Below are 25,446 nucleotides of genomic sequence, written 5' to 3'. Positions count from 1 at the left end.
GGGAGTGGGGAGTCTCCTACTGTCCAGGACAAACAACAGGCGCAGCGTGACGCCTCTATCAACTTCCCCTTCGAGTCCCCAACACAGCGGCACCAATAATCATGGTCGCTGCCAGGCCGATACTCCAGGTCAGCGACCGCCCGCTGACCAGCATCAGCAACGCGGTCGAGCCCAGCGGCGTGAGGTAACTCAAAATGCCGATCTGCCGCGCATCGCCCAGCTTGAGTGCCTTGTCCCACAGGAAGAACGCAGCGCCCAGCGGGCCCAGCCCCATCAACGCGAGCAGCAGCGCGTCGCGAGTCGACAGCGCTACAGAAGGCTCCAAGGCCCAGTGGCACAGCAGCGACAGCACGCCGGAAACCAGACCGAACAGGCCAATGGCTGCGGTGGGAAATGGCGCGACGCGTTTTGTGAGCAGCGAGTAACTGGCCCAGATGAAGGCCGAGCCCAGTGCCGGCAGGTAACCCCAAGACCAACCGCCACCCTGACCGCCGCTACCGGAACCTAGGATGGCAACTGCCGCGCCGGCAAAACCGAGCAGGGCGGCCACCACATGCACGGCGCGCAGATGAATGCCGCGAAGGAACAGCGGCGCAAGCACCACCATGAACAGCGGCCACAGGTAATTGACCAGATTCGCTTCGATCGGCGGTGCGTGGCGCAGGGCGATGAAGAGCAGGAAGTGGTAGCCGAACAGGCCGTACACACCCAGGGCCAGCGTGGCGGGCGGGATGGACCAGGCCCGCCTGTCTTTGAAGACAAACGGCAGTGCCAGCAGGCTGCCTGTCAGCAGCGCAAGGCCGGTCAGCAGGAAAGGTGGCAGGTGCCGGAGCGACACACCCAGCGAGGCGAGGAGCACCCACAGTGCGATGGCGCCCAAAGCGTAAAGATTGGCTGGCATGCCGCCAAGCATAGTCGGCGGCCGCGTGCCGGATCGTCGAGCAAGCCGGGTTCGCCGTCGCGGAACAACGGCGTTGATGTTCAGTGAAGCCGCAAGCGGCGCAGCGCTGCCGTCAGCGCCGAGGGCGACTGGTAGCCGCAGCGCAGCGCAGTTTCGGCCACACTCGTTCCGCCGTCACGCAATTGCACGGCGAGCGCCAACCGCTGGCTGCGCAGCCACTGCATCACGCTGAGCCCGGTCTCGCGCCTGCAGCGCTCTGCAAAGCGCGAAGGGCTCAGAAATACCTGTTGCGCCAGTTGCGCCACGCTCAGTGGCTCGTGCAGATGTTGCTGAACCCAGATGGCGAGCTGGTTCCAGTCAATGGGGCGTTCATAGCGTTTCGGTGCGGGGCTGGTTGCGCGCCACGCGTCAAGCAGAAGCATGGGACCGTAGTGCTGCGCGAGGCTGTCCGGGTACTGCAGCGCCTGCGCCAGGTAGTGGGCAAGTGCCAGGGTTTGCGCGGCCTGTGCCGGCTGGGCCGGGCAATGCGCCCAGCCCGGTTGTGCGGTGTCGAGCACCAGGCAGCGGCTGCCGCTGCGGGCTTCAAAGTCGTGACGCTCTCCCGGGGCAATCACGCAGCCCTGGCCGGCGCCAATGCGCTGGCCGCGGCCCTGGACTTCGAGCTCCAGCACGCCGTCCAGGCCCAGCAGCACCTGAAAGTGCGAATGCGCATGGCTGCCGGGCGAAGCGCCGTAATGGCGCAGCGACAGCGAGCCTTGCGGCGTGGTCATGGTGTCAGACGGCGTCGGACACGCCCGCGGCGTGGGCTTGCTGGTCGGCGTGGTAGCTGCTGCGCACCATGGCGCCGACGGCGGCATGGGTGAAGCCCATCTTGTAGGCCTCGGCTTCAAACATCTTGAAGGTGTCGGGGTGCACGTAGCGGCGCACCGGCAGGTGGCTGGTGGAAGGCGCGAGGTACTGGCCGATGGTCAGCATGTCGATGTTGTGCGCGCGCATGTCGCGCATGACCTGCAGGATTTCCTCGTCGGTTTCGCCCAGACCGACCATGATGCCGCTCTTGGTCGGCACGGCGGGGTGCAGGGCCTTGAATTTTTTCAGCAGGTTCAAAGAGAACTGGTAGTCGCTGCCGGGGCGCGCTTCTTTATAAAGGCGCGGCGCGGTTTCCAGGTTGTGGTTCATCACGTCGGGCGGCGCGGCTTTCAAAATTTCAAGTGCGCGGTCGTCGCGGCCACGGAAGTCGGGTACCAGAATTTCAATGGTTGTGTTCGGCGAGAGTTCGCGGATGCGCGAGATGCAGTCGACAAAGTGCTGGCTGCCGCCGTCGCGCAGGTCGTCGCGGTCCACACTGGTGATCACCACGTATTTGAGCTTGAGTGCGGCAATGGTTTTGGCCAGGTTCAGCGGCTCGTCCACGTCCAATGGGTCAGGCCGGCCATGGCCCACGTCGCAAAACGGGCAGCGGCGCGTGCACTTGTCGCCCATGATCATGAAGGTGGCCGTGCCCTTGCCGAAACATTCGCCGATGTTCGGGCAGCTGGCTTCTTCACACACGGTGTTGAGCTTGTTCTCGCGCAGGATCTGCTTGATCTCGTAGAAACGCGTGGTCGGGCTGCCGGCTTTCACGCGAATCCACTCGGGCTTTTTGAGCATCTCGCCCTGCACCACCTTGACCGGAATGCGCGACAGCTTGGCCGCGGCCTTTTGCTTGGCCAGCGGGTTGTAGTCTTCCTGGCTCTGGATGTCGCGAACAACAGGATTGACAGTTTCTGGGGTGCTCATGGTGTATTTCTTTGAAGGAAGGTGCTCAGGGCGCCAGGTAAGTGACGAGCTTTTGGCTCAGCACGTCCGCGGCGTCCTGCCAACTGGCCGATACCCCGATTGTAGAAAGGTCTGTGGTTTGCAGCCCGGCATAGCCGCAAGGGTTGATGCGCGAGAAGGGTTCAAGGTCCATCGCGACATTCAGCGCCACCCCGTGATAGGTGCAATGCCGGCTGACCTTGATGCCCAGCGCGGCGATTTTCCCCAGGCCACGAAAGGGGTCACCCTCACCCCTGCCCTCTCCCGCAAGCGGGAGAGGGTGCCGTTCGCTCCCTCTCCCGCTTGCGGGAGAGGGTCGGGGTGAGGGCTGCTGCAGGCGCGCATGTGAGAAGGGATCGTCCATGCGCACATAAATGCCGGGCGAACCCGCTACGCGGTGCCCGGTGACGCCGAAATGGGCCAGTGTGCGGATCACCGATTCTTCGATGCGATAGACGTATTCCTTGACGTAGTAGCCGGCGCGTTTGAGGTCGATCAGCGGGTAGGCCACCACCTGGCCGGGGCCATGGAAAGTCACCTGCCCGCCGCGGTCGGTTTGCACCACGGGGATATCGCCGGGGTTCAGGACGTGGTCTGGCTTGCCCGCCAGTCCCTGGGTGTAGACCGCCGGATGCTCACAAATCCATAGCTGATCATGCCCGTCGTTATTGGGGAAATCGCCGATTTGGCTTGCGCTTTCACGGCTGCGACCTGTCGTGAAGGTTTGCATGGCCTGGTAGGTGGGCAGGTACTCGACCCGGCCCAAGTGGCGCACCTCGATCTGCATCAGGAGAGTCCGTGCCGGGGCTTCACAAAACAACCTTGACCATCGGATGGGTCGACAGCGTGCGGTACAGCTCGTCGAGCTGCTCGCGGCTGGTGGCGGTGACGGTGATGGTTACGCCCAGGTATTTGCCGCCCTTGCTTTCGCGCAGTTCGATGGTGGTGGCGTCAAACGCCGGGTCAAACTGGCGGGCGATCATGCTGATGGCGTGGACCAGCCCGTCAACCTTTTCGCCCATCACCTTGATGGGGAAGAGTGAAGGGTATTCGATCAGTGATTCCTGGCGCGGCGCTTCTGGGGGTGGGGTGGGGGTGTTCATGCTTGCTCCGTATGCGCCTGTTTGGCGCGCTGGTAGGCCGCGTACAGCTTTGCGCAGACCGGGCCGGGCTGGCCGTTTCCGACGGGCTTGCCGTCGAGTTTGGTGATGGCCAGCACTTCTTTGGTGGCTGATGAAAGCAGCAACTCGTCGGCAGCGAAAACTTCCTCGCGGCTGATGCGACGCAGCTCGAAACCGATGCCTGCTTCGCGGCAGATTTCTTCAATCAGGCCATAACGAATGCCCTCAAGCACCAGGTTGTCACAGGGCGGGCCCATGACCTTGCCATCCTTGACCACCCAGACATTGGAGGAAGCACCTTCACTGAGGACGCCGTTGCGAAACATCACGGTTTCCACGGCGTCGACATCGGCGCTGATCTGGCGCGCAAGGACGGCACCCAGCAAGCTGGTGCTTTTGATATGGGCCTTGCTCCAGCGAAAGTCATCGGCCGTCACGCAGGCCACGCCGTGGGCGCGTTGCTCCGGAGGGACTGGCCTCAGGCTGTTGATCATCACGAAGACGGTGGGCGTGAGGCCTGGCAACATCACGTGGTCGCGCGGCGCCACGCCCCGGGTGATCTGGATGTACACCAGCAGGTCCAGTTTTTCGGGTGAGGTGTGCTGCTGCAGCGCGTAGTCGGCCGCCAGCTTCATGGCAATGTCTTGCCAGCCCTGGCGGGTCTGCGGGTTGGCAATCCGCAGCTCGGCCAGGCTGCGTTCCATGCGCGCCATGTGCTGGGCAAAACGGAAGGGCCGGCCGCCGTAGAGCGGAACGACTTCATAAATGCCGTCGCCAAAGATGAAGCCGCGATCCATCACGCTGATCTTTGCGTCCTTGAGGGCGGTGAACTCACCGTTGAGGTAGCAGGGCGTGTCGGGCAGGGCGGGCGGTTGGGGCTGTGGGTTGGATGTGGTCATGGATAGGGAGGGCGGAGCGTGATTGTCGCGCAGGCCTTGATTTCGCTTAGCGCCGATTGGGGCTGCGCCGCGTACGCCGCTTGAGCCAGACGCGCAGGCGCCAGATCAGCTTGACCAGAAAATAGGCGCTGATCGATCCGGCAACCGAGAAAATCGCCATGCCCAGCACGGCGGGCCAGCCGAAGTGCGCCAGCCAGGCCAAAGCGTCGAAGCCGGGCGCAGCGGCAGCGGCCTGGTACGCGGCGTCACCCGCTGCCGCGTCTGCAGCGGACTGGCCCAGGATCAGGCTGCCCAGCTGGTAAGCCAGCCACAGCCAGAAGCCGATGGTGAAGGGGTTGGTGACCAGCGTAACGCCCGCAGCCACCGGAATGTTGGCACGCCACCAGACGCTGTGGGCAGCGGCGGCCAGAATTTGTCCCGCTGGCAGCGCAAAGGCCCAGAAGATGCCAATGGCCACGCCGCGGGCCACGGCCTCATGTTGCACGTGCCAGAGCCCCGGCTCGCGCAGGCGGTGCGCCACCGGTTTGAGCCAGGGGTGGGCTTCCAGGGTTTCGCGGCTGATTCCCTTGGTGAAACGGTCGGTCCAGGAAGGAGGCGCTGGATTGCGCTTTTTTTGCGCGGTCATGGTTGCGCTTTCGGGGCGGGGAAGGCAGAAGTTGCGCCGCCTGGTTTCATCATGCTCAAATTTTTGTGCCTCATGCTCCGAAAATTACCGCGGCAATGGCCAGCCCGCCCAGAATCAGGTTGCTCATGGCCAGCTTGGCGATTTGCCCCACGCGCCGCCCGCCTTCCGGCCAGTCTGATGCCGCCACGGCCAGCTTCAGGCGCCGGAAAGGCCCGAAATAGAGGTGGCCAAACAGGGCAAACATCAGCAGGCCGATGCCGAACATCAGGTGCCAGCCCAGAGGCGCGTTTTTCATGCCGACCGCCATCAACATGGCCAGGCCGGTGAGCAGCAGCAGCCCGACGGCGACCCAGACCAGTCTGAAAAACTTCTCCAGCACCAGTGCAATCAAGGGCAGGCGCTGCGGCGGGGCCAGCTGCGCGGCGACCGCGGGCCGCAATGCAAAAAGCATGAAGCTGATGCCGCCCAGCCACACGATGGCGGCGGCGATATGAAGAAATTTCATCAGGGCTGGCATGCGAAGGTCTTTCAAAAACAGGCGCTGCAGGAGCGGGGCGCCCGTTGGGTACGGAGGCCCGGGGCTGATGGAGAACCGATTGTCGCTTGCAAGGCGTTCTGCGGACGCTGGTGGCCATGGCTCCGCCGCAGTGTCGTGCAGGGGCTTTCGGGAACGGGCGGGTTTCTACGTATAATCAAGGGCTTTGCTAATAACCGGCCATGAACCGCCTCCGTACTTTGTGGTGACCAAAATGACAGATGCGGCGGTTGATCGGGGAGCGAGAGTCTCTGATCATAGAGATGAGACGGAACAGGATGATTTCAAGCCGCTGACGCGTGAAGAAGCGCAGCAATTGCGAAAAAACCATCCCCAGGTCTCGCTCTGGCACGTGCTGGTGGGTCAATTCGTGGCGGGCGTCCTGGTGGCGTTGCTGGCATGGATCCTGACCGGAAAGCAAAGTGCCGGCTGGTCCGCCCTTTATGGGTCGCTGGCGGTGGTCATTCCTGCAGCGCTTTTTGCGCGCGGTTTGACAGGCAAGGTTTGGTCGATGAATCCGGGTACAGCTGTGGCCGGATTCTTTTTGTGGGAAATGGTCAAGGTCGCCTTGACGCTGGCAATGCTGTTTGCGGCGCCAAGGCTGGTTTCGATGCTGAGCTGGCCGATCATGTTGGTCGGCCTGGTGGTGACAATGAAAGTGTCCTGGTTTGCGCTGTTTTTGGCGGCCAGGCATAAAAAACTTTGAGGCGAGCAATAAATGGCTGCTGAGAATGCTGCTGGACATGGTGGTCAGACCGCTGGTGAATACATCGTTCACCACTTGACGCACTGGCGTAACAAAGAACTGGTTGGCCCGTTCGACCTGAGCGTCATCAATATCGATTCGGCGATTTTCAGTATTTTGCTGGGTGTGATCGGCTGCTTCCTGCTCTGGAAAGCTGCACGCAAAGCCACTTCCGGCGTTCCCGGCCGCTTCCAGGCTGCTGTTGAAATTCTGGTCGAAATGGTCGATGCGCAGGCCAAGGGTATCGTCCATAACGCCGAAAGCCGCAAGCTGGTGGCGCCTCTCGCTCTGACGGTGTTTGTGTGGATTTTCCTGCTCAACGCCATGGACTTGCTGCCGGTCGATCTGCTGCCCGCGATCTGGGCTGCCATCTACGGCGCTGCGGGGCACGATCCGCACCACGCTTTCATGCGCTCCGTTCCTACCGCCGACTTGTCCGTCACCATGGGTCTGTCGCTCGGCGTGCTGATCACCTGCCTGGTTTACAACGTCAAGATCAAGGGCGTGGGCGGTTGGATCCATGAACTGTTCACGGCGCCTTTCGGCAACCACTGGGCCCTGTACCCTTTCAATTTCCTCATGCAGATGATTGAGTTTGTCGCCAAGACCGTCTCGCACGGCATGCGACTGTTCGGCAACATGTATGCCGGCGAACTGATCTTCCTGCTGATCGCCCTGATGGGTGGCGCTTTCGCCTCCGTTTCGCTGGGCACCGGCATTGCACTGGCCATTGGCCACATCATCGCAGGCTCGGCCTGGGCGATTTTCCACATCCTGATCATCACGCTGCAGGCGTTCGTGTTCATGATGCTGACCTTGGTGTACATCGGCCAGGCGCACGATCACCACTAATCAGTTGTCCCTGTTTTTCGTTTCTTTTTTCTCTCGTAACCAAGTCCTAAGGAGTCATCATGGAAGTTATTAGTTTTGTCGCTCTGGCCGCCGGCCTCATCATTGGCCTCGGCGCTGTCGGTGCCTGTATCGGTATCGGCATCATGGGCAGCAAATACCTCGAAGCAGCTGCACGCCAGCCTGAACTGATGGGTGAACTGCAGACCAAGATGTTCCTGCTGGCCGGTCTGATCGACGCGGCTTTCATTATCGGTACGGGTATTGCGCTGTGGTTTGCCACTGCCAACCCATTCCTGGCGCAAATCGCCAACCTGCCTAAGTAATCATCAAAGTCCCAAGAATGTCATTCCTTCGGGTCGGCTGTTGGCTGGGCCCCAAGGGAAAGGATGAGCAGTGAGCATTACCGGTACCCTTATTGTCCAGATGATCGTGTTCCTGATTTTGGTCGGGTTCACGATGAAGTTTGTGTGGCCCCCCATTGCGGCGGCTCTGGATGCGCGTGCGCAAAAAATCGCTGACGGCCTTGCTGCGGCCGATAAAGCCAAGTCTGAACTCTCCGTCGCCAACAAGCGCGTGGAAGAAGAGCTGGCCAAGTCGCGCAACGAAGCGGCCGTGCGCCTGGCCGAAGCCGAGCGTCGGGGCCAAGCCCTGATTGAAGAGGCGAAGGCCCGCGCAACCGAAGAAGGCAGCAAGATCATTGCCGCCGCCAAGGTTGAAGCCGAGCAGCAATCCGTCAAGGCTCGCGAAACCCTGCGTGAGCAGGTTGCCGTGCTGGCCGTCAAGGGCGCCGAGCAGATTCTGCGCAAGGAAGTCAATGCCAGCGTGCATGCCGACTTGCTGGGCCGCCTGAAGACCGAACTCTAAGCGAGCATCAACATGGCCGAACTAGCCACCATTGCCCGTCCTTATGCCGAGGCGCTCTTCAAAGCCTCCGGCGCTGACCTGGGCGGCACCGCCGTCTGGCTCGAAGAGCTGGCAGCCATTGCAGCCAACTCGCAGCTGCAGCAGTTTGCCGGTAATCCCGGTGTGACTTCGGCACAGGCGTTTGACGTGATTTCAGGCGTTGCCAAAACGAAACTGCCGGATGCCGGGAAAAATTTCCTGCGCGCAGTGATCGAGAACGACCGCCTGAGCGTCCTGCCGGAAATCGCCGCGCAGTTTCGCACCCTGAAAAATGCGAAAAGTGGTTCGTCCGATGCGACCGTCTACAGTGCTTTTGCGCTTGATGGTGCAGCGCTGGCCGATCTGTCTTCAACGCTGGAAAAACGTTTTGGCAAGAAGCTCAACCTTCAGGTTGAACTGGAGCCGGCCCTGATTGGGGGCGTACGAGTCGTGGTGGGTGACGAGGTGCTGGACACCTCGGTGAAAGCCCGTTTAGAGCAAATGAAAGTGGCGCTGATTTCCTGAGCCCGGTGCCCAGGCGCCATTACAGGTTTTTAGCCAACAACATAGAAAGAAGGAAAGAGTCATGCAACTCAATCCCGCAGAAATTTCTGAACTGATCAAGAGCCGCATCGAAGGCCTGGCCGGAAGCAGCGACATTCGTAACCAGGGCACCGTGGTGTCTGTGACCGACGGTATCGTCCGCATCCACGGCCTGTCCGACGTGATGCAGGGCGAAATGCTGGAATTCCCCGCAACCGCCGATGGCACCCCCACCTACGGCCTGGCGCTGAACCTCGAGCGCGACTCGGTCGGCTCCGTGATTCTCGGTGAATACGAGCATCTGGCTGAAGGCGACATCGTCAAATGCACCGGCCGTATTCTTGAAGTGCCGGTCGGCCCCGAGCTGCTTGGCCGCGTGGTGAACGCCCTGGGCCAACCCATCGACGGCAAAGGCCCTGTCAACGCCAAGTTGACCGACGTGATCGAAAAGGTCGCGCCCGGCGTGATCGCCCGTAAATCCGTCGATCAGCCTCTGCAGACCGGCTTGAAGTCCATCGACTCCATGGTGCCCGTCGGCCGCGGCCAGCGCGAACTGATCATCGGCGACCGCCAGACCGGCAAGACCGCCGTGGCCATCGACGCCATCATCAACCAAAAGGGCAAAGGCGTTTATTGCGTCTACGTCGCGATTGGCCAGAAGGCTTCCTCGATCAAGAACGTGGTGCGCTCACTGGAGCAAGCCGGCGCGATGGAATACACCATCGTTGTGGCCGCTTCCGCTTCTGAGTCAGCCGCCATGCAATATGTGAGCGCCTACTCTGGCTGCACCATGGGCGAATACTTCCGCGACCGCGGCGAAGACGCACTGATCGTGTATGACGATTTGTCCAAGCAGGCTGTGGCTTATCGCCAGGTCTCGCTGCTGCTGCGTCGTCCGCCAGGCCGCGAAGCCTACCCCGGCGACGTGTTCTATCTGCACAGCCGTTTGCTTGAGCGCGCAGCACGCGTGAATGAGAAGTACGTTGAAGACTTCACCAAGGGTGCCGTCAAGGGCAAAACCGGTTCGTTGACCGCGCTGCCGATCATTGAAACGCAGGCCGGTGACGTGTCCGCTTTCGTGCCAACCAACGTGATCTCGATCACCGACGGCCAGATCTTCCTGGAAACCAGCCTGTTCAATGCCGGTATTCGTCCCGCCATTAACGCCGGTATCTCGGTGTCCCGCGTCGGTGGCGCTGCCCAGACCAAGCTGATCAAGAACCTGTCCGGCGGTATCCGTACCGACCTCGCCCAGTACCGTGAATTGGCAGCTTTCGCGCAATTCGCTTCCGATCTGGACGAAGCCACCCGCAAGCAGCTGGACCGCGGTGCCCGCGTGACCGAACTGCTCAAGCAGGCCCAGTACTCGCCTTTGTCCATCTCCAACATGGCCGCCACGCTGTTCGCAGTGAACAAGGGCTTCATGGACGACGTCGAAGTCAAGAAGGTTCTGGCTTTCGAGCACGGCCTGCATGCCTTCCTGAAGGACAAGAACGCGGCCCTGATGGCCAAGCTCGAAGCCAACAAGGCCATGGACAAGGACGCTGAGGCGGAACTGAATACGGCCGTGGCCGAGTTCAAGAAGTCGTTTGCCTGATCTCGCCTGACTCATCGTCAAGCAAGTAATTAAGCAACCCTCAGGAACCCCTTAGGAATCCATATGGCAGCAGGCAAGGAAATACGCGGCAAGATCAAATCGGTGGAAAACACCAAGAAGATCACTAAGGCCATGGAGATGGTGGCCGCCTCCAAGATGCGCAAGGCGCAGGAGCGGATGCGCGCTGCCCGCCCTTACAGCGACAAGATCCGCAACATCACGGCTAACCTGAGTCAGGCCAACCCCGAATACACCCATGCGTTCATGGAGTCCAACGACGCCAAGGCTACCGGGTTCATCGTGGTGACGACTGACAAGGGTCTGTGCGGCGGCATGAACACCAACGTGTTGCGCGCTGTGACCAGCAAGCTCAAGGAAGTGCAGGCCGCAGGCCACGACACCAAGGCAGTTGCCATTGGCAACAAGGGCCTCGGTTTTCTGAACCGTGTTGGCGCTAAGGTGGTGTCGCACGCGACGCAACTGGGCGACAAGCCGCACCTGGAAAAACTGATCGGCCCCGTCAAGGTTTTGCTCGACGCATACAGCGAAGGCAAGATCAACGCGGTGTACCTGTGCTACACCAAGTTCATCAACACCATGCGCCAGGAACCGGTGGTCGAGCAGTTGCTGCCTTTGACGGCGGCGCATCTGCAGGCCGACAAGGACCAGCACGGCTGGGACTACATCTATGAGCCGGACGCGCAGACCGTGATCGACGACTTGCTGATCCGCTACGTGGAAGCACTGGTGTACCAGGCCGTCGCCGAGAACATGGCATCCGAGCAGTCCGCCCGCATGGTGGCCATGAAGGCCGCGACCGACAACGCCGGCAGCGTGATTGGCGAACTCAAGCTGGTTTACAACAAAACGCGTCAAGCGGCGATCACGAAAGAACTTTCGGAAATTGTTGCCGGTGCTGCCGCGGTTTAAACCGCCGCACCCGATTTAAAGATTTAAAGAAACGGAAAAGGATTCAATCATGGCTCAGGCTCAAGGCAAGATTGTTCAGTGTATTGGTGCGGTGGTGGACGTGGAATTTGTGCGTGACCAGATGCCCAAGATCTATGACGCGCTGAAAATGGAAGGCTCCGCGCTGACGCTGGAAGTCCAGCAGCAGCTGGGTGACGGCATTGTGCGCACCATCGCGTTGGGCACCTCCGACGGCCTGCGCCGCGGCAACATGGTGTACAACACCGGCGCCAACATTACCGTTCCGGTCGGCAAAGCCACGCTGGGCCGCATCATGGACGTGCTGGGTGCGCCGATTGACGAGCGTGGCCCGGTCGATCAGACCTTGACCGCCCCGATCCATCGCAAGGCGCCTGCCTACGACGAACTCTCGCCATCGCAGGAACTGCTGGAAACCGGCATCAAGGTGATCGACCTGGTTTGCCCGTTCGCCAAGGGCGGCAAGGTGGGCCTGTTCGGTGGCGCGGGCGTCGGCAAGACCGTGAACATGATGGAACTCATCAACAACATCGCCAAGGCGCACTCGGGCTTGTCCGTGTTTGCCGGTGTGGGTGAACGTACCCGCGAAGGCAATGACTTCTATCACGAAATGGCCGACTCCGGCGTCGTGAACCTCGAGAACCTCGGCGAATCCAAAGTGGCCATGGTTTACGGCCAGATGAACGAGCCCCCAGGCAACCGTTTGCGCGTCGCGCTGACCGGCCTGACGATTGCCGAATCCTTCCGTGACGAAGGCCGTGACGTGCTGTTCTTCGTGGACAACATCTACCGCTACACGCTGGCCGGTACTGAAGTGTCCGCGCTGCTGGGCCGTATGCCTTCCGCCGTGGGTTACCAGCCGACGCTGGCCGAAGAAATGGGCCGTCTGCAAGAGCGTATTACCTCCACCAAGGTCGGCTCCATCACTTCCATCCAGGCCGTTTACGTGCCTGCCGATGACTTGACCGACCCATCGCCTGCCACGACCTTTGCCCACCTGGACTCCACCGTGGTGCTTTCGCGTGACATCGCTTCGCTGGGTATCTACCCTGCGGTTGACCCACTGGATTCGACCAGCCGCCAGCTGGACCCGAACGTTGTGGGCGAAGACCACTACGCTACGGCCCGTGCCGTGCAGGGCACGCTGCAGCGCTACAAGGAACTGCGCGACATCATCGCAATTCTGGGCATGGACGAACTGGCCCCTGAAGACAAGCTGGCCGTGGCCCGTGCACGCAAGATCCAGCGTTTCCTGTCGCAGCCTTTCCACGTTGCCGAGGTGTTCACTGGTTCGCCCGGCAAATACGTCAGCCTGGCTGAAACCATCCGCGGCTTCAAGATGATTGTGGCCGGCGAGTGCGACCACCTGCCGGAACAGGCCTTCTACATGGTCGGCACGATTGACGAAGCCTTCGAGAAGGCCAAGAAGGTCTAAGCAATGGACACCTCACACACCATCCATGTCGATGTTGTCAGCGCGGAAGAGTCCATCTTCTCCGGTGAAGCCAAATTCGTGGCTTTGCCCGGCGAAGCTGGCGAGTTGGGCATTTACCCACGCCACACGCCGCTGATCACCCGCATCAAACCTGGTGCGGTACGTATTGAAAAGGCCGATGGTTCAGAAGAGTTTGTTTTCGTGGCCGGCGGCCTGCTGGAAGTTCAGCCCAATTGCGTGACTGTGCTTAGCGACACCGCCATTCGCGGCAAGGATCTCGACGAAGCCAAGGCCAGCGCTGCCAAGGCTGCCGCCGAGGAAGCGTTGAAAAATGCAAAGACCGATATCGATATTGCGATGGCTCAGTCCGAGCTTGCCGTGATGGCTGCGCAGATTGCGGCTTTGCGTAAGTATCGGCAGAAAAAATAGCGTGAACCAAAGACGGCGCGCGTCCCAAGCCCTGCTCGAAAGACCAGGGCTTTTTTTATGAACCTCGCATCGTGCGGCGGAGCCCTAGTTCTTCGCGGTTGCAGCGCGTTCCCGGTACTCGCGGGGCGTGCACCCCAGCTCGCGTTTGAACACCGAGTTGAGATACTGCACCGAACCGAAGCCGGCGCGGCCGGCAACCTCCGCACCGGTGAGTTGGGAGTCATCGAGCAAGGACCTGGCCTGTTGAAGCTTGTACAGCAATATCTCGTCATGCACCGTGCGTTGCAGTTCGCGGCGAAAGTAAGTCTCCAGCGAAGAGCGTGACAAGCCAACATGGGCGGCCACCTGCTCGGTCTTGATGCCCTGGCAGGCATATTGGCGGATGTAATGAAGTGCCCGCATCACGTGCGGGCCGTGGACCGCCTCACGATGACTGGAGGCGCGCGCCTGCACTCCTGCTGGTGGCACAACAATGCGCGTGTCCTTGAGTCGCGCGCCGCCCAGAATCTGGTGGAGCAAGTGCGCGGCGGCACGACCCATTTCCTCCGTCCCCTGGCTGACCGAGCTGAGCTGGATGCGCGTTAAATGCTGGCCCAGCGTGTCGTTGTCAATGCCCACAATAGCGACCTCATCGGGCACGGCGATGTCGGCCATGATGCAGGCTTGCAGCAACTGCCGGGCGCGTGCATCCGTGACGGCGATTATTCCCACGGGTTTAGGCAGAGATTTCAACCAGCCCATGAGCTGGTGCGAGGCGCTGTTCCAGGTGGGTGCGCTGGTAGCCAGTCCGCGGTGAATATGGCAGGTCAGCCGGTCGCGCTGCATTAATGCGTCAAATACCTTTTCGCGTTCCTGTGCCCAGCGATTGAGCGGCGATTCGGGCAGGCTGTAGCACGCAAACTGGGTTAATCCCATTTCGATGAGATGCAGGTAGGCCTGCTGGATCAGCAGCTGGTTGTCCGTGGCGACATAGGGCACGCCTGCCGGGTAAAGGGTTTTGTCGGAATAGGAACTGCCGACGGCTACGACCGGTAGCCCCATGGTGGACAAGGCGCGGGAGACGGCTGGATCATCGAAGTCCGCAATGATGCCGTCGCCTCCCCAGTCCTCTATCCCGTCGAGGCGGAAACGGAAGTCCTCTTCCAGAAACAGGTCCCAGGCGACGCGTGTCTGGTTCACATAGGAGCCGATGCCCGCAATGACCTCGCGGTCGTAGACCTTGCTGGCATGAAACAGCAAGGCCACGCGGTAGACCCTGGCGTTGGCAGGTGTACGGTGAAGCGACATGAAATCGGGTGGGTTTGCCTACGCATTCTCGCTCAGTACTTCACTTTTTGCGGTGCAGCATCAAATATTGCCATGGTTGCTGGTGATTTTCACAATCGAGCTGCCGGCCCGTGAGAAGTAGCATTTGCGGATTCACTTAAAGCAGGTTTTTCGAGATGTCCTACTTCGATTCCATTGCGCCAGTCCGTTATGAAGGGCCAGGCGGCAGTTCCCCACTGGCTTACCGCCACTACAACCCTGAAGAACGCCTGCTTGGCAAAACCATGCAGGAGCATCTTCGCCTGGCCGTCTGTTATTGGCATACCTTTGTCTGGCCGGGCAGCGACGTATTCGGCCAGGGCACTTTTTCCCGGCCCTGGCACGAGGCAGGCGATGAGCTGACGATGGCGCGCCGCAAAGCCGACGCAGCTTTCAGCCTGTTCACGCGGCTGGGCGTGCCTTTCTATACCTTCCACGACACCGATGTGGCGCCCGAAGGCAGCAATCTGGCGCAGTACCGCAGCAACTTCTCGGCGATGACGGACGTGTTGGCCCAGAAGCAGGAGGAGACCGGTATGCGACTGTTATGGGGCACTGCCAACCTGTTCGGCCATCGCCGGTATGCTGCGGGTGCGGCAACCAACCCCAACCCCGAGGTGTTCGCCTACGCGGCGACCCAGGTGTTCAGTGCGATGAATGCCACCAGGCAGCTGGGCGGCGCCAACTACGTGTTGTGGGGTGGGCGCGAAGGCTACGACACTTTGCTCAATACGGATTTGCGCCAGGAGCGCGAGCAGTTGGGCCGCTTCATGCGCATGGTGGTGGAGCACAAGCACAAGACCGGTTTTAAAGGGGACATCCTGATCGAGCCCAAACCGCTGGAGCCCACCAAGCACCAGTATGACTACGACTGCGCGACCGTTTACGGTTTCCTCAAGCAGTTTGGCCTGGAGCAGGAGATCAAGCTCAACATCGAGGCCAACCACGCCACGCTTGCAGGGCACAGCTTTCAGCACGAAATTGCCACCGCCGCGGCGCTGGGTGTGTTTGGCAGCATTGACGCCAACCGGGGTGATCCGCAGAACGGCTGGGACACCGACCAGTTCCCCAACAGCGTGGAAGACCTGACGCTGGCCATGTACGAAATCATCAAGGCCGGCGGGTTTGTCAACGGCGGCTTCAATTTCGATGCCAAAGTCAGGCGCCAAAGCATGGATGCGGTCGACATCGTGCATGGTCATGTGGGCGCTATTGACGTGCTGGCCCTGGCGCTCAAGAGTGCGGTGTGCCTCGTTGAGCAAGACGAACTCGAGCGTTTCAGGCAACAACGTTATGCCGGCTGGCAACAGGATCTTGGGCGCCGCATTCTGTCCGGCGACATGAGCTTGACGCAGGTCGCCGAGCACGCCTTCGTCAACGAATTCAACCCGATGCCGGTGAGCGGCCGTCAGGAATGGCTGGAAAACCGGGTCAACGCCGCAATTTTCGGAGGCGTGGCTTGATGCGCACGACCTTCGCTGCGATGCTGGATTTCCCTCGCCCCGACTGGCGCGGGGAGGGCTTCCTGGCATCCATCAACGTCCAGTGACAAGGCAGGATCAACAGTGAGTCTCACCGTAGGATTCAAGGATATCGTCAAGCGCTTTGGCCCGGTGCAGGTGCTACACGACGTCAGCTTTGAACTCGCGCCCGGCAAGGTCTATGGCCTGCTGGGTGAAAACGGGGCGGGCAAGTCGACCCTGATGAAAATCCTGGCGGGTTATGAAACGCTGACCAGCGGTGAATTGACCGTCAATGGCCAGGCCGTGCACTTCGGTGGCTCGCGGGCGGCTGAGGCTGAGGGCATTGTCATGATTCACCAGGAGTTCAATCTTGCTGAAGACCTGACGATTGCCCAGAACATCTTTCTGGGACACGAAAAAAAGCGCGGCTGGTTGCTCGATGACAAAGCCATGAGCGGCGAGGCGAGGCGCGTGCTGGATCAGGTGGGCTTGAGCATCAGCCCCGATACCCGCGTCAGCCAGCTCATCGTTGCTGAAAAGCAGCTGGTGGAAATTGCCAAGGCTCTGGCGCGCAAAACGCGTTTGCTGGTGATGGATGAACCGACGGCCACGTTGACACCGGGTGAAACCGAACGGCTGTTTACGCTGATCGCCCAGCTTAAGACCGAGGGCGTGACGGTCTTGTACATTTCGCACAAGCTGGACGAGGTGGAGCGGATCACGGATGAGGTGATCGTGATGCGGGATGGCCGCTTTGTCGCGCGCCGGCCCACTTCCGGCCTGAGCCGCCAGCAAATGGCCAGCCTGATGGTCGGCCGCGAACTCTCGGACCTGTATCCCCTCAAGGAGCCGTCACCATCGGATGCCGCGACCCTGTTTCAGGTCGAACATATCAACGTTCCAGGCTGGGCCAGCGACATCAGTTTTGAAGTGCGCGCGGGCGAGATTCTGGGTTTTGCGGGCCTGGTCGGTGCCGGCCGGACGGAACTGTTTGAAGGCTTGCTCGGCTTGCGAAAATCGTCCGGAGGCAGGGTGCGCCTGGGTGGGGAAGACTGGGTGCGACGCAACCCTCGCGCGGCCGTTCGCAGGGGCCTGACCTATCTCAGCGAAGACCGGAAAAACAAGGGGCTTCATGTCCACTTCGGCTTGCGGCAAAACCTGACGCTGATGGCCCTGGAACGTTATGCGCAGCCTCTGCTGTCGCCAGATGCCGAACGGCGTGCCTTGCAAACAGCCATCAATGATTTTGGAATCCGCACAGGTTCCCTCGACAACCCGGCTTCTGCGTTGTCGGGAGGCAATCAGCAAAAGCTGGCATTGGCCAAGGTGCTGCATCCCGCCCCCCGCGTCGTTGTTCTTGATGAGCCCACACGCGGCGTCGACATCGGTGCCAAACGCGACATCTATTTTTTGATTCAGCGTCTGGCGCGGGAAGGGCATGGCGTCATTGTCATTTCTTCGGAGCTGATGGAACTGATAGGCCTGTGCCATCGCGTTGCCGTGATGCGTGCCGGCAAGCTGGTCGCCATGCTCCAGGCCGACGAACTAACTGAAGAGGTCATGATCGCCCATGCCACCGGAACACACTGAAGCCCCGCCGGCTACCGGCTTCGCTGCCGAGCGCCTGGCCTCCCGAAGCCTGTCCTGGCGGCAGTCGCTGCATGGCCTGGGTCCGCTCGCGGGGCTTGTCTTGCTGTGCATCGCGGGTGTGCTGCTCAACGAGAATTTTGCAACGCTGGACAACGCCATGAATGTGCTGACCCGCACGGCGTTTATCGGCATCATTGCCGTGGGCATGTGTTTTGTCATCATCTCGGGTGGCATTGACCTGTCGGTCGGCTCGATGGCGGCGCTGATTGCAGGTTGCACGATCCTCATGATGAATGCGATCGCAGCAACGATGACGTCCCCTGTGCTGGTGGTCGCGCTCGGCATGGCCTTCGCTGTGCTGTTGGGTGCGGTGTTCGGTCTGGCCCACGGCCTGTTGATCACCAAAGGCCGGATCGAACCCTTTATCGTCACGCTGGGAACGCTGGGTATCTTCAGGGCCTACCTCACCTATTTTTCCAATGGCGGCGCCATCACGCTGGACTCCAGCCTGTCGACGGTCTACAGCCCGGTCTACTACGGCAGCCTGGCCGGCATCCCGATTCCTGTGTGGGTTTTTATCGCGGTGGCCATGCTCGGCGCGCTGATTCTCAACCGGACCGCCTATGGCCGGTACGTCCAGGCCATCGGCTCCAACGAACAGGTGGCGCGTTACGCGGCCGTTGAAGTCGACCGCGTCAAGATCATCACCTACGCATTGCTGGGAGTGTGCGTCGGCATTGCCACCTTGCTGTACGTGCCCCGCCTGGGATCGGCTTCACCGAGCACGGGACTGCTGTGGGAGCTCGAGGCCATTGCCGCCGTGATTGTGGGCGGAACCGCCCTCAAAGGTGGCGCGGGCGGCATCACTGGCACGGTCATCGGCGCAGTGTTGCTTTCCGTGATCAGCAACATTCTCAACCTGACCAGCATCATCAGCGTGTACCTCAATGCTGCCGTGCAGGGTTTTGTCATCATCGCGGTTGCGTTCTTCCAGCGAGGACGCCGCTAGGTTTTTTCACCGGTGGCGCAAGCTGCCAATTTTTCAACCAGCAAGGAGACAACCATGAAATCGATGATTCGGAAACTGGCAACCAGCGCTGCGGTGCTGGTCTGCCTGGGTACGGCGCCAGCGACTTTTGCGCAGAACAAGCCCCATATTGGCGTGGCTATTCCTGCCGCCACACACGGCTGGGCCGGCGGTGTCGTGTACTGGGCCAATCGCACCAAGGCAGAGCTTGAAAAACAGTATCCCGGCCTGAAGGTCACCGTGAAAACCGCAGGCTCCGCCGCCGAACAAGCCAACCAGGTGCAGGATTTGCACACCGCCAACAAGATCGACACCCTGGTGATTCTTCCATTCGAGTCGGCACCGCTGACCCAGCCTGTGGCGCAACTCAAAAGCAAAGGCGTCTACGTGACGGTCGTGGACCGTGGATTGACAGATCCGAGTGCGCAAGACGCGTATGTTGCCGGAGACAATCCCGGGTTCGGCAAAGTCTCGGCCGAGTACATGGCCAAGGCCCTGGGCGGCAAGGGCGATGTAGTCGTCTTGCGCGGTATTCCGACGGTCATCGACAACCAGCGCGTCGATGCATTTACTGCCGTGATGAAAACACATCCGGGCATCAAGATTCTTGATGCGAAGCACGGCAACTGGAACCGTGACGATGCCTTCAAGGTCATGCAGGACTACCTGACGCGCTTCAAGAAAATTGACGCTGTCTGGGCTTCCGACGACGACATGGCGGTGGGCGTGCAGAAAGCCATCGACCAGGCCAAGCGCAGCGACATCAAGCTGGTGCTCGGCGGTGCGGGTTCCAAGGAGTACATCAAGAAAGTCATGGACGGCGACAAACTGGTGACCGCTGACGTCACTTATTCGCCCAGCATGATTGCCGACGCGATGAAACTCACCGCTGCGGCGCGCGTCAAGGGCGAGAAGGTCGCTGCGACGACCATCATCCCGTCGGTCCTGATCACCAAGGAAAACGCCAAGCAGTACTACGAGCCTGCTTCTCCGTTTTAAGGTATCCAACCTTCGCTTTCGCGCCTGCCTCTTGAATGAAGAGGCGGAGCGAAGCGTTCAACATTTTGGGAACTACTGCCATGGCAAGACCCGTCACATTGTTTACCGGCCAATGGGCCGATTTGCCGCTCAAGGAGCTGGCGCCGCTGGCCCGCAGCATGGGCTACGACGGCCTGGAGCTGGCCTGCTGGGGTGACCACTTCAATGTTCAGGAAGCGTTGAAGAGTGCCAGTTACGTCAAAGACAAGCGCAAGCTGCTTGAGCAGCACGGCTTGCAGTGCTTTGCAATTGGTGCCCATCTGGTGGGACAGGCTGTTTGCGACCTGATTGACGAACGGCATCAGGCAATTGTTTCCGAGGAGATATGGGGCGATGGCGAGCCGGAAGGCGTGCGCCAGCGCGCGGCGCGCGAAATGCAGGACACTGCGCGCGCAGCCGCAAAATTCGGTGTCAAAACAGTGACGGGTTTTACTGGCTCGTCCGTCTGGCACGCCAACTACGCTTTTCCGCCAACCACGCAGGCTTTCTGGGACAAGGGTTTTGCAGACTTCGCGCGGCGCTGGACGCCTATCCTCGACGTGTTCGAATCCGTTGACGTGAACTTTGCGCTGGAGGTTCATCCCACCGAGATTGCGTTCGACATCGCTTCCAGCCAACGAGCGGTGGAGGCAGTCAAAGGTCACCGGCGTTTTGGGTTCAATTTCGACCCCAGCCATTTGGGCTACCAGGGGGTGGACTACATCAAGTTCATTCGCACCTTTCCCGACCGGGTATACAACGCTCACATGAAAGATGTGTGGTGGAACAAGGGCGACGGCACCGTCGGCGTGTTCGGCGGGCATACCAGCTTTGGCGATGCAAGGCGCTTCTGGGATTTCCGCAGCGTGGGGCGAGGCATGATCGATTTCGAATCGCTGATCGTCGCACTCAACGACATCGGCTACGCCGGCCCCCTGAGCGTGGAGTGGGAGGACAGCCGCATGGACCGGGTGCACGGCGCCACGGAAAGCGCGGCATTCTGCAAGCGGCTGGACTTCAAGCCTGCGGCAGGTGCCTTTGATGCTGTTTTTGACAAGTCGAAGCAGGGCGGCATGGCGGGGTCAACAGCATGAAAAAGCTGCGTTACGCAATGGTCGGTGGCGGCCGGGATGCCTTCATCGGCGCCGTGCACCGCAAAGCCATGGCTCTGGACGGGCAGATCGAGCTGGTCGCCGGCGCCTTGTCGTCAGTCCCTGACAAGGCGCGGGCGTCAGGTCAAGACCTGGGTCTGCCTGCGGCAAGAAACCATGGCAGCTGGCAAGAGCTGTTGAGCGACGAGCTGAAACGCGCCAAGGACGAGCGCATCGACTTCGTTTCCATCGTCACGCCCAACCATGTGCACTTTCCGGTCGCGCGCGCTTTTGCGGAGGCCGGTATTCATGTGGTGTGCGACAAGCCGCTGGTTCACACCAACGCGCAGGCGCAGGAACTGGCCAGCGTGGCCGCCAAAAGCGGCATCGTCTTCGGCGTGACCTACAACTACACCGGCTATCCCATGGTGCGCGAGGCACGCAACATGGTGCGCCAGGGCATGCTCGGCGAGATACGCAAGGTCATCGTCGAATACAACCAGGGCTGGCTCGCTACCCGCCTTGAGGGCGGCAACAACAAGCAGGCCGATTGGCGTACGGATCCGGCGCGCAGCGGTGCGGCAGGCGCCATCGGCGATATCGGCTCGCATGCAGAGAACCTTGTGGCCACGGTCACCGGGCTTGAGCTTGAAAGCCTGTGCGCTGACCTGACGGCTTTCATCCCCGGCCGCAGGCTGGACGACGACGGCAATCTGTTGCTGCGGTTTACCAATGGCGCACGTGGCGTGCTGATCGCTTCGCAGATTGAGGTCGGCTGCGAGAACGACTTGCGCCTGCGTGTTTTTGGCAGCAGCGGCACGCTCGACTGGCGGCAGGAAGAGCCCAACCAGCTGCTGCATTCCCCGCTGGACGGGCCGCGCCGCATCCTGACGCGCGGATCACCCTGGCTGTGCCCCTCGGCGCAGCGGGCCAGCCGCTTGCCAGCTGGCCACCCCGAAGCCTTCATTGAAGCCTTTGCGAATGTCTATCTGGGTGTGGCGGCCGACATCCGCGCGCGTGCCGCCGGGCGCGAGCCCGATCCACTGGACGCCGACTATCCGCGGATCGAAGACGGGGCTCGCGGGGTTCGCTTTATTGAGAAGGTGGTGGAGTCGGCGCGCAGCGAACAGAAGTGGACATTGATGGACTGAAGAAGCAAAGTCCGGATCGCCGCCGGTACACGACTCGGCGGCGTTCTGCTTTTTTGCCCTGGGTGCTTGCAAGTCCCGCAGCTGTGAGTGGCTGCGGCGCCACGTTCCTATTTCGTCATGCAGATGCCGCTTGCTGCATATATTCAAGCAAAATATGCCTCCAGCCCATATGGTACGGGCGCGGGCAGCTATCAAATGTGAAGCGTTTCAGGCGCCGCCGCTGTGCCCAATGGGCGAGGTAACAACTGGACACGCTAAATGACTGCCATGGAGCGGCTTGTCCCCTTATTGTTGCGGTGGGAGCAAGTCAACAACGAGGTGCGAAAAATGGACAGTCTTCTGGACAGCCTGACATGGGAAGAGGCATCGCCAGAGCGCAAGGCCCGGCGCGCGCGGAAAGCGTGGCTGACGCGGGTCATGCTCGCGGTGGCTGCCCTCTTTGTGTTGGCTGTCGTTCTGGCGCCCTGAAGCGGCGCTACCGGCAGCCGCTCTGGGGCATCTGCCGCCCGGCTATCGCAGCAAGGGCGCGTCAGGCAGTTCGTTGGGATTGTTTGGTGTGCTGTCCGGCCTGCCGCCAACAGCAAAGTGCGCCATCAGCAGCGCCGAAGTTTCCTCCAGCGCCTGCGTCAACCCGTCTTCATACCGTTTTTCCTTGAACGCCCGCGCCATGCGCGCCACCATGGCCTGCCACTGCGCCGGGCTCACATGCCGGGCCAGGCCGCGGTCGGCGACGATTTCAATCGCGTGCTCGGCCAGCAACATGTAGATCAACACACCATTGTTGTGCTCGGTGTCCCAGACACGCAACTTGCCGAACATCATCACGGCCCGTTCGCGAATAAGTGTGCTGACGGGAGTGTTCCTGCCCAGCCGCCAGAGATAGCTGGAGGGTAAGGATGCTTCCACGCAAATACGGATCTCGCCGCTGTGACGCTTCTCGCTTGCAGCCACGCGCCGCGTCAGCCGTTCCAGCATCGCAGCCGGTATGGCGCGCTCACTGTCGGAAGCGTCAAGCCAGAGATGCTTGATCAGAAGTTTGAGTTTGCTGATCATGGTTACCAACTTCCCGAAGCGCCGCCGCCGCCGAAGTCACCGCCGCCGCCGCTGCTGAACCCGCCTCCACCTCCACCGCTACCACCCCAACTGCCGCCGCCCGAACCACCGCCGCCCCAACTGGAAGACCCGCCGCCCCGTCCGCTTGAGGCCCAGCTGCCAAGACCGACCACCAAGGCTACCGCGGCGCCGGCCACGGCGGCGAGGCCGCCAATCAGGAGGCTGCTGGTAAACAGCCAGGCGAGGCCGCCAACCGCGCCGCCGGTGACCATAGCCCCCAGCTTGCGTCCGAAAACGGCTGCTATCAGCCGCGCGCCTATGGGCACTGCAAAAAACAGGAAAACAGCAATGTCGGTCCAGTTGAAGCCCTTATTGCCGGCCCTCCCCGCATCTGAATCAGGTGCGGGCAAGTTCTCTCCGCTGATCAGCGCAATGATCTGATCGGCCGCTGCATTGAGTCCGCCAGCGAAGTCGCCCTGCTTGAAGCGGGGCGTGATGGCCCGGTCGATGATCTGGCGTGCCGCGAGATCGGGAATGGCGCCTTCCAGCGTTTTGGTGGTTTCTATGCGTACCTTACGGTCATTTTTTGCCACTACCAGCAATAGCCCGTCGCCGATGCCCTTGCGCCCGATCTTCCAGCTGTCGCCAATCCGCTGGGCGTACGCCGCAATGTCTTCAGGCGCGGTAGAGGGCACCATCAAAATCACTATCTGCGCGCCACGCGCTTTTTCAAACGTCGCCAGCTTGGCTTCGAGCGCCTCGCGCTGCGTGTTATCCAACGTGCCGGTGCTGTCCATCACGCGCGCCGTCAACGCAGGCACAGGCAACACGTCTTGCGCCCGCGCGGTTAGTGCACCCCAAAGAAAAACCGTTGTCAGCAGCAGACCAAGTGCGCGCATTGCCTTGGCGGCAGTGCGGGGCCAGGCGGCAAAGGTGAGTGGAATGGTCATGCGCACGCTGGAAAAGCGGGCTTATTTTTTATTGAAATCCACGGTCGGTGGCGTCGAGATTTGCGCTTCATTCTGCACAGTGAAGCTCGGTTTGACCGCATAACCGAACACCATCGCTGTCAAATTGCTCGGAAAACTGCGGGCCAGCACGTTGTAGGCCTGCACGGCCTGGATATACCGGTTGCGCGCCACGGTGATGCGGTTCTCGGTGCCTTCCAGCTGCACGCGCAAGTCCTGAAAGCCCTGGTTGGCCTTGAGGTTGGGGTAGTTTTCCGTTACCACCAGCAGGCGCGACAGGGCTGAACTGAGCTCACCCTGGGCAGCCTGGAATTTTGCGAAGGCTTCAGGGTTGTTCAGCGTTTCGGGGGTCACCTGCATGGACGTTGCCTTGGCGCGGGCCTCCACAACCTTGGTCAGGGTTTCCTGCTCAAAATTCGCCTCACCCTTGACGGTGGCCACGATGTTGGGCACCAGATCGGCGCGGCGCTGGTACTGGTTCAGTACTTCCGACCAGGCCGACTTGGTCTGCTCGTCCAGGCGTTGAAAGTCGTTGTAGCCGCAGCCGGACAGCAGCAGGGTGAAGAGGCCGGCAAGGCCCCAGCTTAAAAAGCGTGATTTCATGGCAAGCCTCCAAAATTGCATGTAGCAACACTACCATAGCTGAATGTCGCCACATGTCGTCCTTTCCCTCCAGATCAGTCCGCTGCAAGCCCTGCATGCATCCCTCAAACCGCACCCCGTCCAGAGCAGTGCCCAGGGTGACCTGATCGTTGCGGGCGCCACCGGCGTTCTTGGCAGCGAGGTCCTCCGTCGTCTGGCGGGCAGTGGCGGTTTTGCCCACACCCAGGTGCTGGCGCGCGAGCCCATGAGTACCGGTTTGGCGCAAGTGTCTATTGCCGCGGTGCACGGCGACGACATCGCGACCTGGCCGGTATGCACCCTGCCTGCGCAGACGGGGGTGGTGATGTTCGAGCCGCCCCGTCTCTACCACGATCGCGAGCGCGCGCTCTGGACGCCGAAACCGGAACAATTGCTGCCGCTGGCACAGTGGCTAAGGCGATGTGGCGTGCTGACCCTGGTGCTGGTGTTGCCGCACGCACCGGGGCGGCTGCCTCAGGCGTTGCGTTACGGGCTGGCCAATATCGACGAGCAGCAGGTTGCTGCATTGGGCTTTGAGCGTGTGTTGCTGGTGCGTTCTGCGCAAAAGCAGTCTGCACAGGGCGGGGTGGGCTTTCCTGGAAATGTTGCCGCCTGGATGCTGTCAACCCTCAAATACATGATCCCGGCAGGCGAGCAGCCGGTGCGTCCTGTAAAGCTGGCCGAATTTGTGGACCGGGTCCTCAGGGTCCTTCCAGCGGGTACCCATGTGGCGGCACCGGAATTGCTCTGGCAGGCAAGCCAGGCCCGAAACATGCACCAGGTGTTGCAGGCGTGGCTTAATACGGGGCAGCCGACAAAGCCGGCTGAGCGTTCCTCACTCGAATGATTCC

General features: G+C 61.0%; 29 protein-coding genes. 17 read left to right on the top strand and 12 right to left on the bottom strand.

All coding sequences use genetic code 11. The features are described 5' to 3' along the window. Positions 1–58: 58 nt before the first annotated feature. The 8 genes from B0B52_RS05405 to B0B52_RS05370 form a co-directional block, all read right to left on the bottom strand. Positions 59–901 carry a DMT family transporter gene (locus tag B0B52_RS05405; protein WP_077592603.1) on the bottom strand — a complete coding sequence of 281 codons (843 nt, stop codon included), beginning with the start codon at positions 899–901 and terminating at the stop codon, positions 59–61. An 80-nt stretch (positions 902–981) separates the two neighbouring features. After that, positions 982–1,671: an AraC family transcriptional regulator gene (locus B0B52_RS05400; RefSeq protein WP_077592581.1), complete on the bottom strand. Its 690-nt coding sequence runs from the start codon at positions 1,669–1,671 to the stop codon at positions 982–984. A gap of 4 nt (positions 1,672–1,675) precedes the next feature. After that, positions 1,676–2,680 carry a lipoyl synthase gene (gene lipA, locus B0B52_RS05395; protein WP_077592580.1) on the bottom strand — a complete coding sequence of 335 codons (1,005 nt, stop codon included), beginning with the start codon at positions 2,678–2,680 and terminating at the stop codon, positions 1,676–1,678. Between the two features lie 25 nt (positions 2,681–2,705). Continuing rightward, positions 2,706–3,485, bottom strand: coding sequence for a lipoyl(octanoyl) transferase LipB (gene lipB / locus B0B52_RS05390; protein ID WP_077592579.1), 780 nt, complete (start codon positions 3,483–3,485; stop codon positions 2,706–2,708). 22 nt (positions 3,486–3,507) lie between these two features. Then, on the bottom strand, positions 3,508–3,801 hold the full coding sequence (locus B0B52_RS05385) for a YbeD family protein (RefSeq protein ID WP_077592578.1): 294 nt from the start codon (positions 3,799–3,801) through the stop codon (positions 3,508–3,510). Continuing rightward, positions 3,798–4,718: a D-amino acid aminotransferase gene (locus B0B52_RS05380; protein WP_077592577.1), complete on the bottom strand. Its 921-nt coding sequence runs from the start codon at positions 4,716–4,718 to the stop codon at positions 3,798–3,800. Before B0B52_RS05380 ends, B0B52_RS05385 begins: the two co-directional genes overlap by 4 nt. 46 nt (positions 4,719–4,764) lie before the next feature. After that, positions 4,765–5,343, bottom strand: a complete 579-nt coding sequence (locus tag B0B52_RS05375) for a DUF2062 domain-containing protein (RefSeq protein WP_077592576.1) — start codon at positions 5,341–5,343, stop codon at positions 4,765–4,767. A 70-nt stretch (positions 5,344–5,413) separates the two neighbouring features. Continuing rightward, on the bottom strand, positions 5,414–5,860 hold the full coding sequence (locus B0B52_RS05370; RefSeq protein WP_077592575.1) for a DUF4149 domain-containing protein: 447 nt from the start codon (positions 5,858–5,860) through the stop codon (positions 5,414–5,416). Positions 5,861–6,092: 232 nt separating this feature from the next. On the opposite strand from B0B52_RS05370, the gene B0B52_RS05365 reads away from it, so the two are divergent. The 9 genes from B0B52_RS05365 (at position 6,093) to B0B52_RS05325 (ending at position 13,309) form a co-directional block, all read left to right on the top strand. Further along, entirely contained in the window at positions 6,093–6,584 is a 492-nt protein-coding gene (locus B0B52_RS05365) for an ATP synthase subunit I (protein ID WP_077592602.1), read from the top strand. Positions 6,585–6,596: 12 nt separating this feature from the next. Continuing rightward, on the top strand, positions 6,597–7,475 hold the full coding sequence (gene atpB, locus B0B52_RS05360; protein WP_077592574.1) for a F0F1 ATP synthase subunit A: 879 nt from the start codon (positions 6,597–6,599) through the stop codon (positions 7,473–7,475). 59 nt (positions 7,476–7,534) lie between these two features. Further along, complete coding sequence (gene atpE / locus B0B52_RS05355; protein ID WP_007868969.1) at positions 7,535–7,798, top strand: F0F1 ATP synthase subunit C; 264 nt, start codon at positions 7,535–7,537, stop codon at positions 7,796–7,798. 70 nt (positions 7,799–7,868) lie between these two features. Continuing rightward, a complete protein-coding gene (locus B0B52_RS05350; protein WP_077592573.1) occupies positions 7,869–8,339 on the top strand; it encodes a F0F1 ATP synthase subunit B in 471 nt (156 codons plus the stop codon). Positions 8,340–8,351: 12 nt separating this feature from the next. Further along, entirely contained in the window at positions 8,352–8,882 is a 531-nt protein-coding gene (locus B0B52_RS05345) for a F0F1 ATP synthase subunit delta (RefSeq protein WP_077592572.1), read from the top strand. A 61-nt stretch (positions 8,883–8,943) separates the two neighbouring features. After that, positions 8,944–10,497: a F0F1 ATP synthase subunit alpha gene (gene atpA, locus B0B52_RS05340; protein WP_077592571.1), complete on the top strand. Its 1,554-nt coding sequence runs from the start codon at positions 8,944–8,946 to the stop codon at positions 10,495–10,497. A gap of 63 nt (positions 10,498–10,560) precedes the next feature. After that, positions 10,561–11,427 (top strand): F0F1 ATP synthase subunit gamma, encoded by an 867-nt coding sequence (gene atpG, locus B0B52_RS05335; protein ID WP_077592570.1) that lies wholly within the window; start codon positions 10,561–10,563, stop codon positions 11,425–11,427. 49 nt (positions 11,428–11,476) lie between these two features. Next, positions 11,477–12,880 carry a F0F1 ATP synthase subunit beta gene (gene atpD / locus B0B52_RS05330; protein WP_077592569.1) on the top strand — a complete coding sequence of 468 codons (1,404 nt, stop codon included), beginning with the start codon at positions 11,477–11,479 and terminating at the stop codon, positions 12,878–12,880. Between the two features lie 3 nt (positions 12,881–12,883). Further along, positions 12,884–13,309, top strand: coding sequence for a F0F1 ATP synthase subunit epsilon (locus B0B52_RS05325; protein WP_077592568.1), 426 nt, complete (start codon positions 12,884–12,886; stop codon positions 13,307–13,309). Between the two features lie 84 nt (positions 13,310–13,393). Here B0B52_RS05325 and B0B52_RS05320 read toward each other — a convergent pair whose 3' ends face one another. Further along, entirely contained in the window at positions 13,394–14,596 is a 1,203-nt protein-coding gene (locus B0B52_RS05320; RefSeq protein ID WP_077592567.1) for a DNA-binding transcriptional regulator, read from the bottom strand. Between the two features lie 155 nt (positions 14,597–14,751). Here B0B52_RS05320 and xylA point away from each other — a divergent pair, with 155 nt between their 5' ends. The 7 genes from xylA (at position 14,752) to B0B52_RS22420 (ending at position 22,421) form a co-directional block, all read left to right on the top strand. Then, positions 14,752–16,077: a xylose isomerase gene (gene xylA, locus B0B52_RS05315; protein ID WP_077592566.1), complete on the top strand. Its 1,326-nt coding sequence runs from the start codon at positions 14,752–14,754 to the stop codon at positions 16,075–16,077. A 102-nt stretch (positions 16,078–16,179) separates the two neighbouring features. Then, positions 16,180–17,667 (top strand): sugar ABC transporter ATP-binding protein, encoded by a 1,488-nt coding sequence (locus B0B52_RS05310; RefSeq protein ID WP_077592565.1) that lies wholly within the window; start codon positions 16,180–16,182, stop codon positions 17,665–17,667. Next, positions 17,648–18,676: an ABC transporter permease gene (locus tag B0B52_RS05305; protein WP_077592564.1), complete on the top strand. Its 1,029-nt coding sequence runs from the start codon at positions 17,648–17,650 to the stop codon at positions 18,674–18,676. The genes B0B52_RS05310 and B0B52_RS05305 overlap by 20 nt, the downstream gene beginning before the upstream one ends. A gap of 54 nt (positions 18,677–18,730) precedes the next feature. Further along, positions 18,731–19,693 carry an ABC transporter substrate-binding protein gene (locus B0B52_RS05300; protein WP_077592563.1) on the top strand — a complete coding sequence of 321 codons (963 nt, stop codon included), beginning with the start codon at positions 18,731–18,733 and terminating at the stop codon, positions 19,691–19,693. An 80-nt stretch (positions 19,694–19,773) separates the two neighbouring features. Continuing rightward, complete coding sequence (locus B0B52_RS05295) at positions 19,774–20,805, top strand: sugar phosphate isomerase/epimerase (protein WP_077592601.1); 1,032 nt, start codon at positions 19,774–19,776, stop codon at positions 20,803–20,805. Beyond that, complete coding sequence (locus B0B52_RS05290; RefSeq protein WP_077592562.1) at positions 20,802–21,953, top strand: Gfo/Idh/MocA family protein; 1,152 nt, start codon at positions 20,802–20,804, stop codon at positions 21,951–21,953. The genes B0B52_RS05295 and B0B52_RS05290 overlap by 4 nt, the downstream gene beginning before the upstream one ends. A gap of 327 nt (positions 21,954–22,280) precedes the next feature. Further along, entirely contained in the window at positions 22,281–22,421 is a 141-nt protein-coding gene (locus B0B52_RS22420; RefSeq protein ID WP_168173474.1) for a hypothetical protein, read from the top strand. Between the two features lie 42 nt (positions 22,422–22,463). Here the strand turns inward: B0B52_RS22420 and B0B52_RS05280 are convergent, their stop codons facing one another. From B0B52_RS05280 to B0B52_RS05270, 3 genes are read right to left on the bottom strand one after another with little or no spacing between them, the layout of a single operon-like run. Then, positions 22,464–23,006: a TPM domain-containing protein gene (locus B0B52_RS05280; RefSeq protein ID WP_077592560.1), complete on the bottom strand. Its 543-nt coding sequence runs from the start codon at positions 23,004–23,006 to the stop codon at positions 22,464–22,466. A gap of 2 nt (positions 23,007–23,008) precedes the next feature. Continuing rightward, a complete protein-coding gene (locus B0B52_RS05275) occupies positions 23,009–23,956 on the bottom strand; it encodes a YgcG family protein (protein WP_371327367.1) in 948 nt (315 codons plus the stop codon). Positions 23,957–23,977: 21 nt separating this feature from the next. Then, positions 23,978–24,577, bottom strand: coding sequence for a LemA family protein (locus tag B0B52_RS05270; RefSeq protein WP_077592559.1), 600 nt, complete (start codon positions 24,575–24,577; stop codon positions 23,978–23,980). A gap of 43 nt (positions 24,578–24,620) precedes the next feature. Here B0B52_RS05270 and B0B52_RS05265 point away from each other — a divergent pair, with 43 nt between their 5' ends. After that, positions 24,621–25,442, top strand: a complete 822-nt coding sequence (locus tag B0B52_RS05265) for a hypothetical protein (protein ID WP_077592558.1) — start codon at positions 24,621–24,623, stop codon at positions 25,440–25,442. Positions 25,443–25,446 lie beyond the last annotated feature (4 nt).

The organism is Polaromonas sp. A23, assembly GCF_002001015.1.
GTDB lineage: Bacteria > Pseudomonadota > Gammaproteobacteria > Burkholderiales > Burkholderiaceae_C > Polaromonas.
The sequence above is the reverse complement of the archived record's forward strand: the minus strand, read 5'-3'. Positions and strand labels throughout refer to the sequence as shown.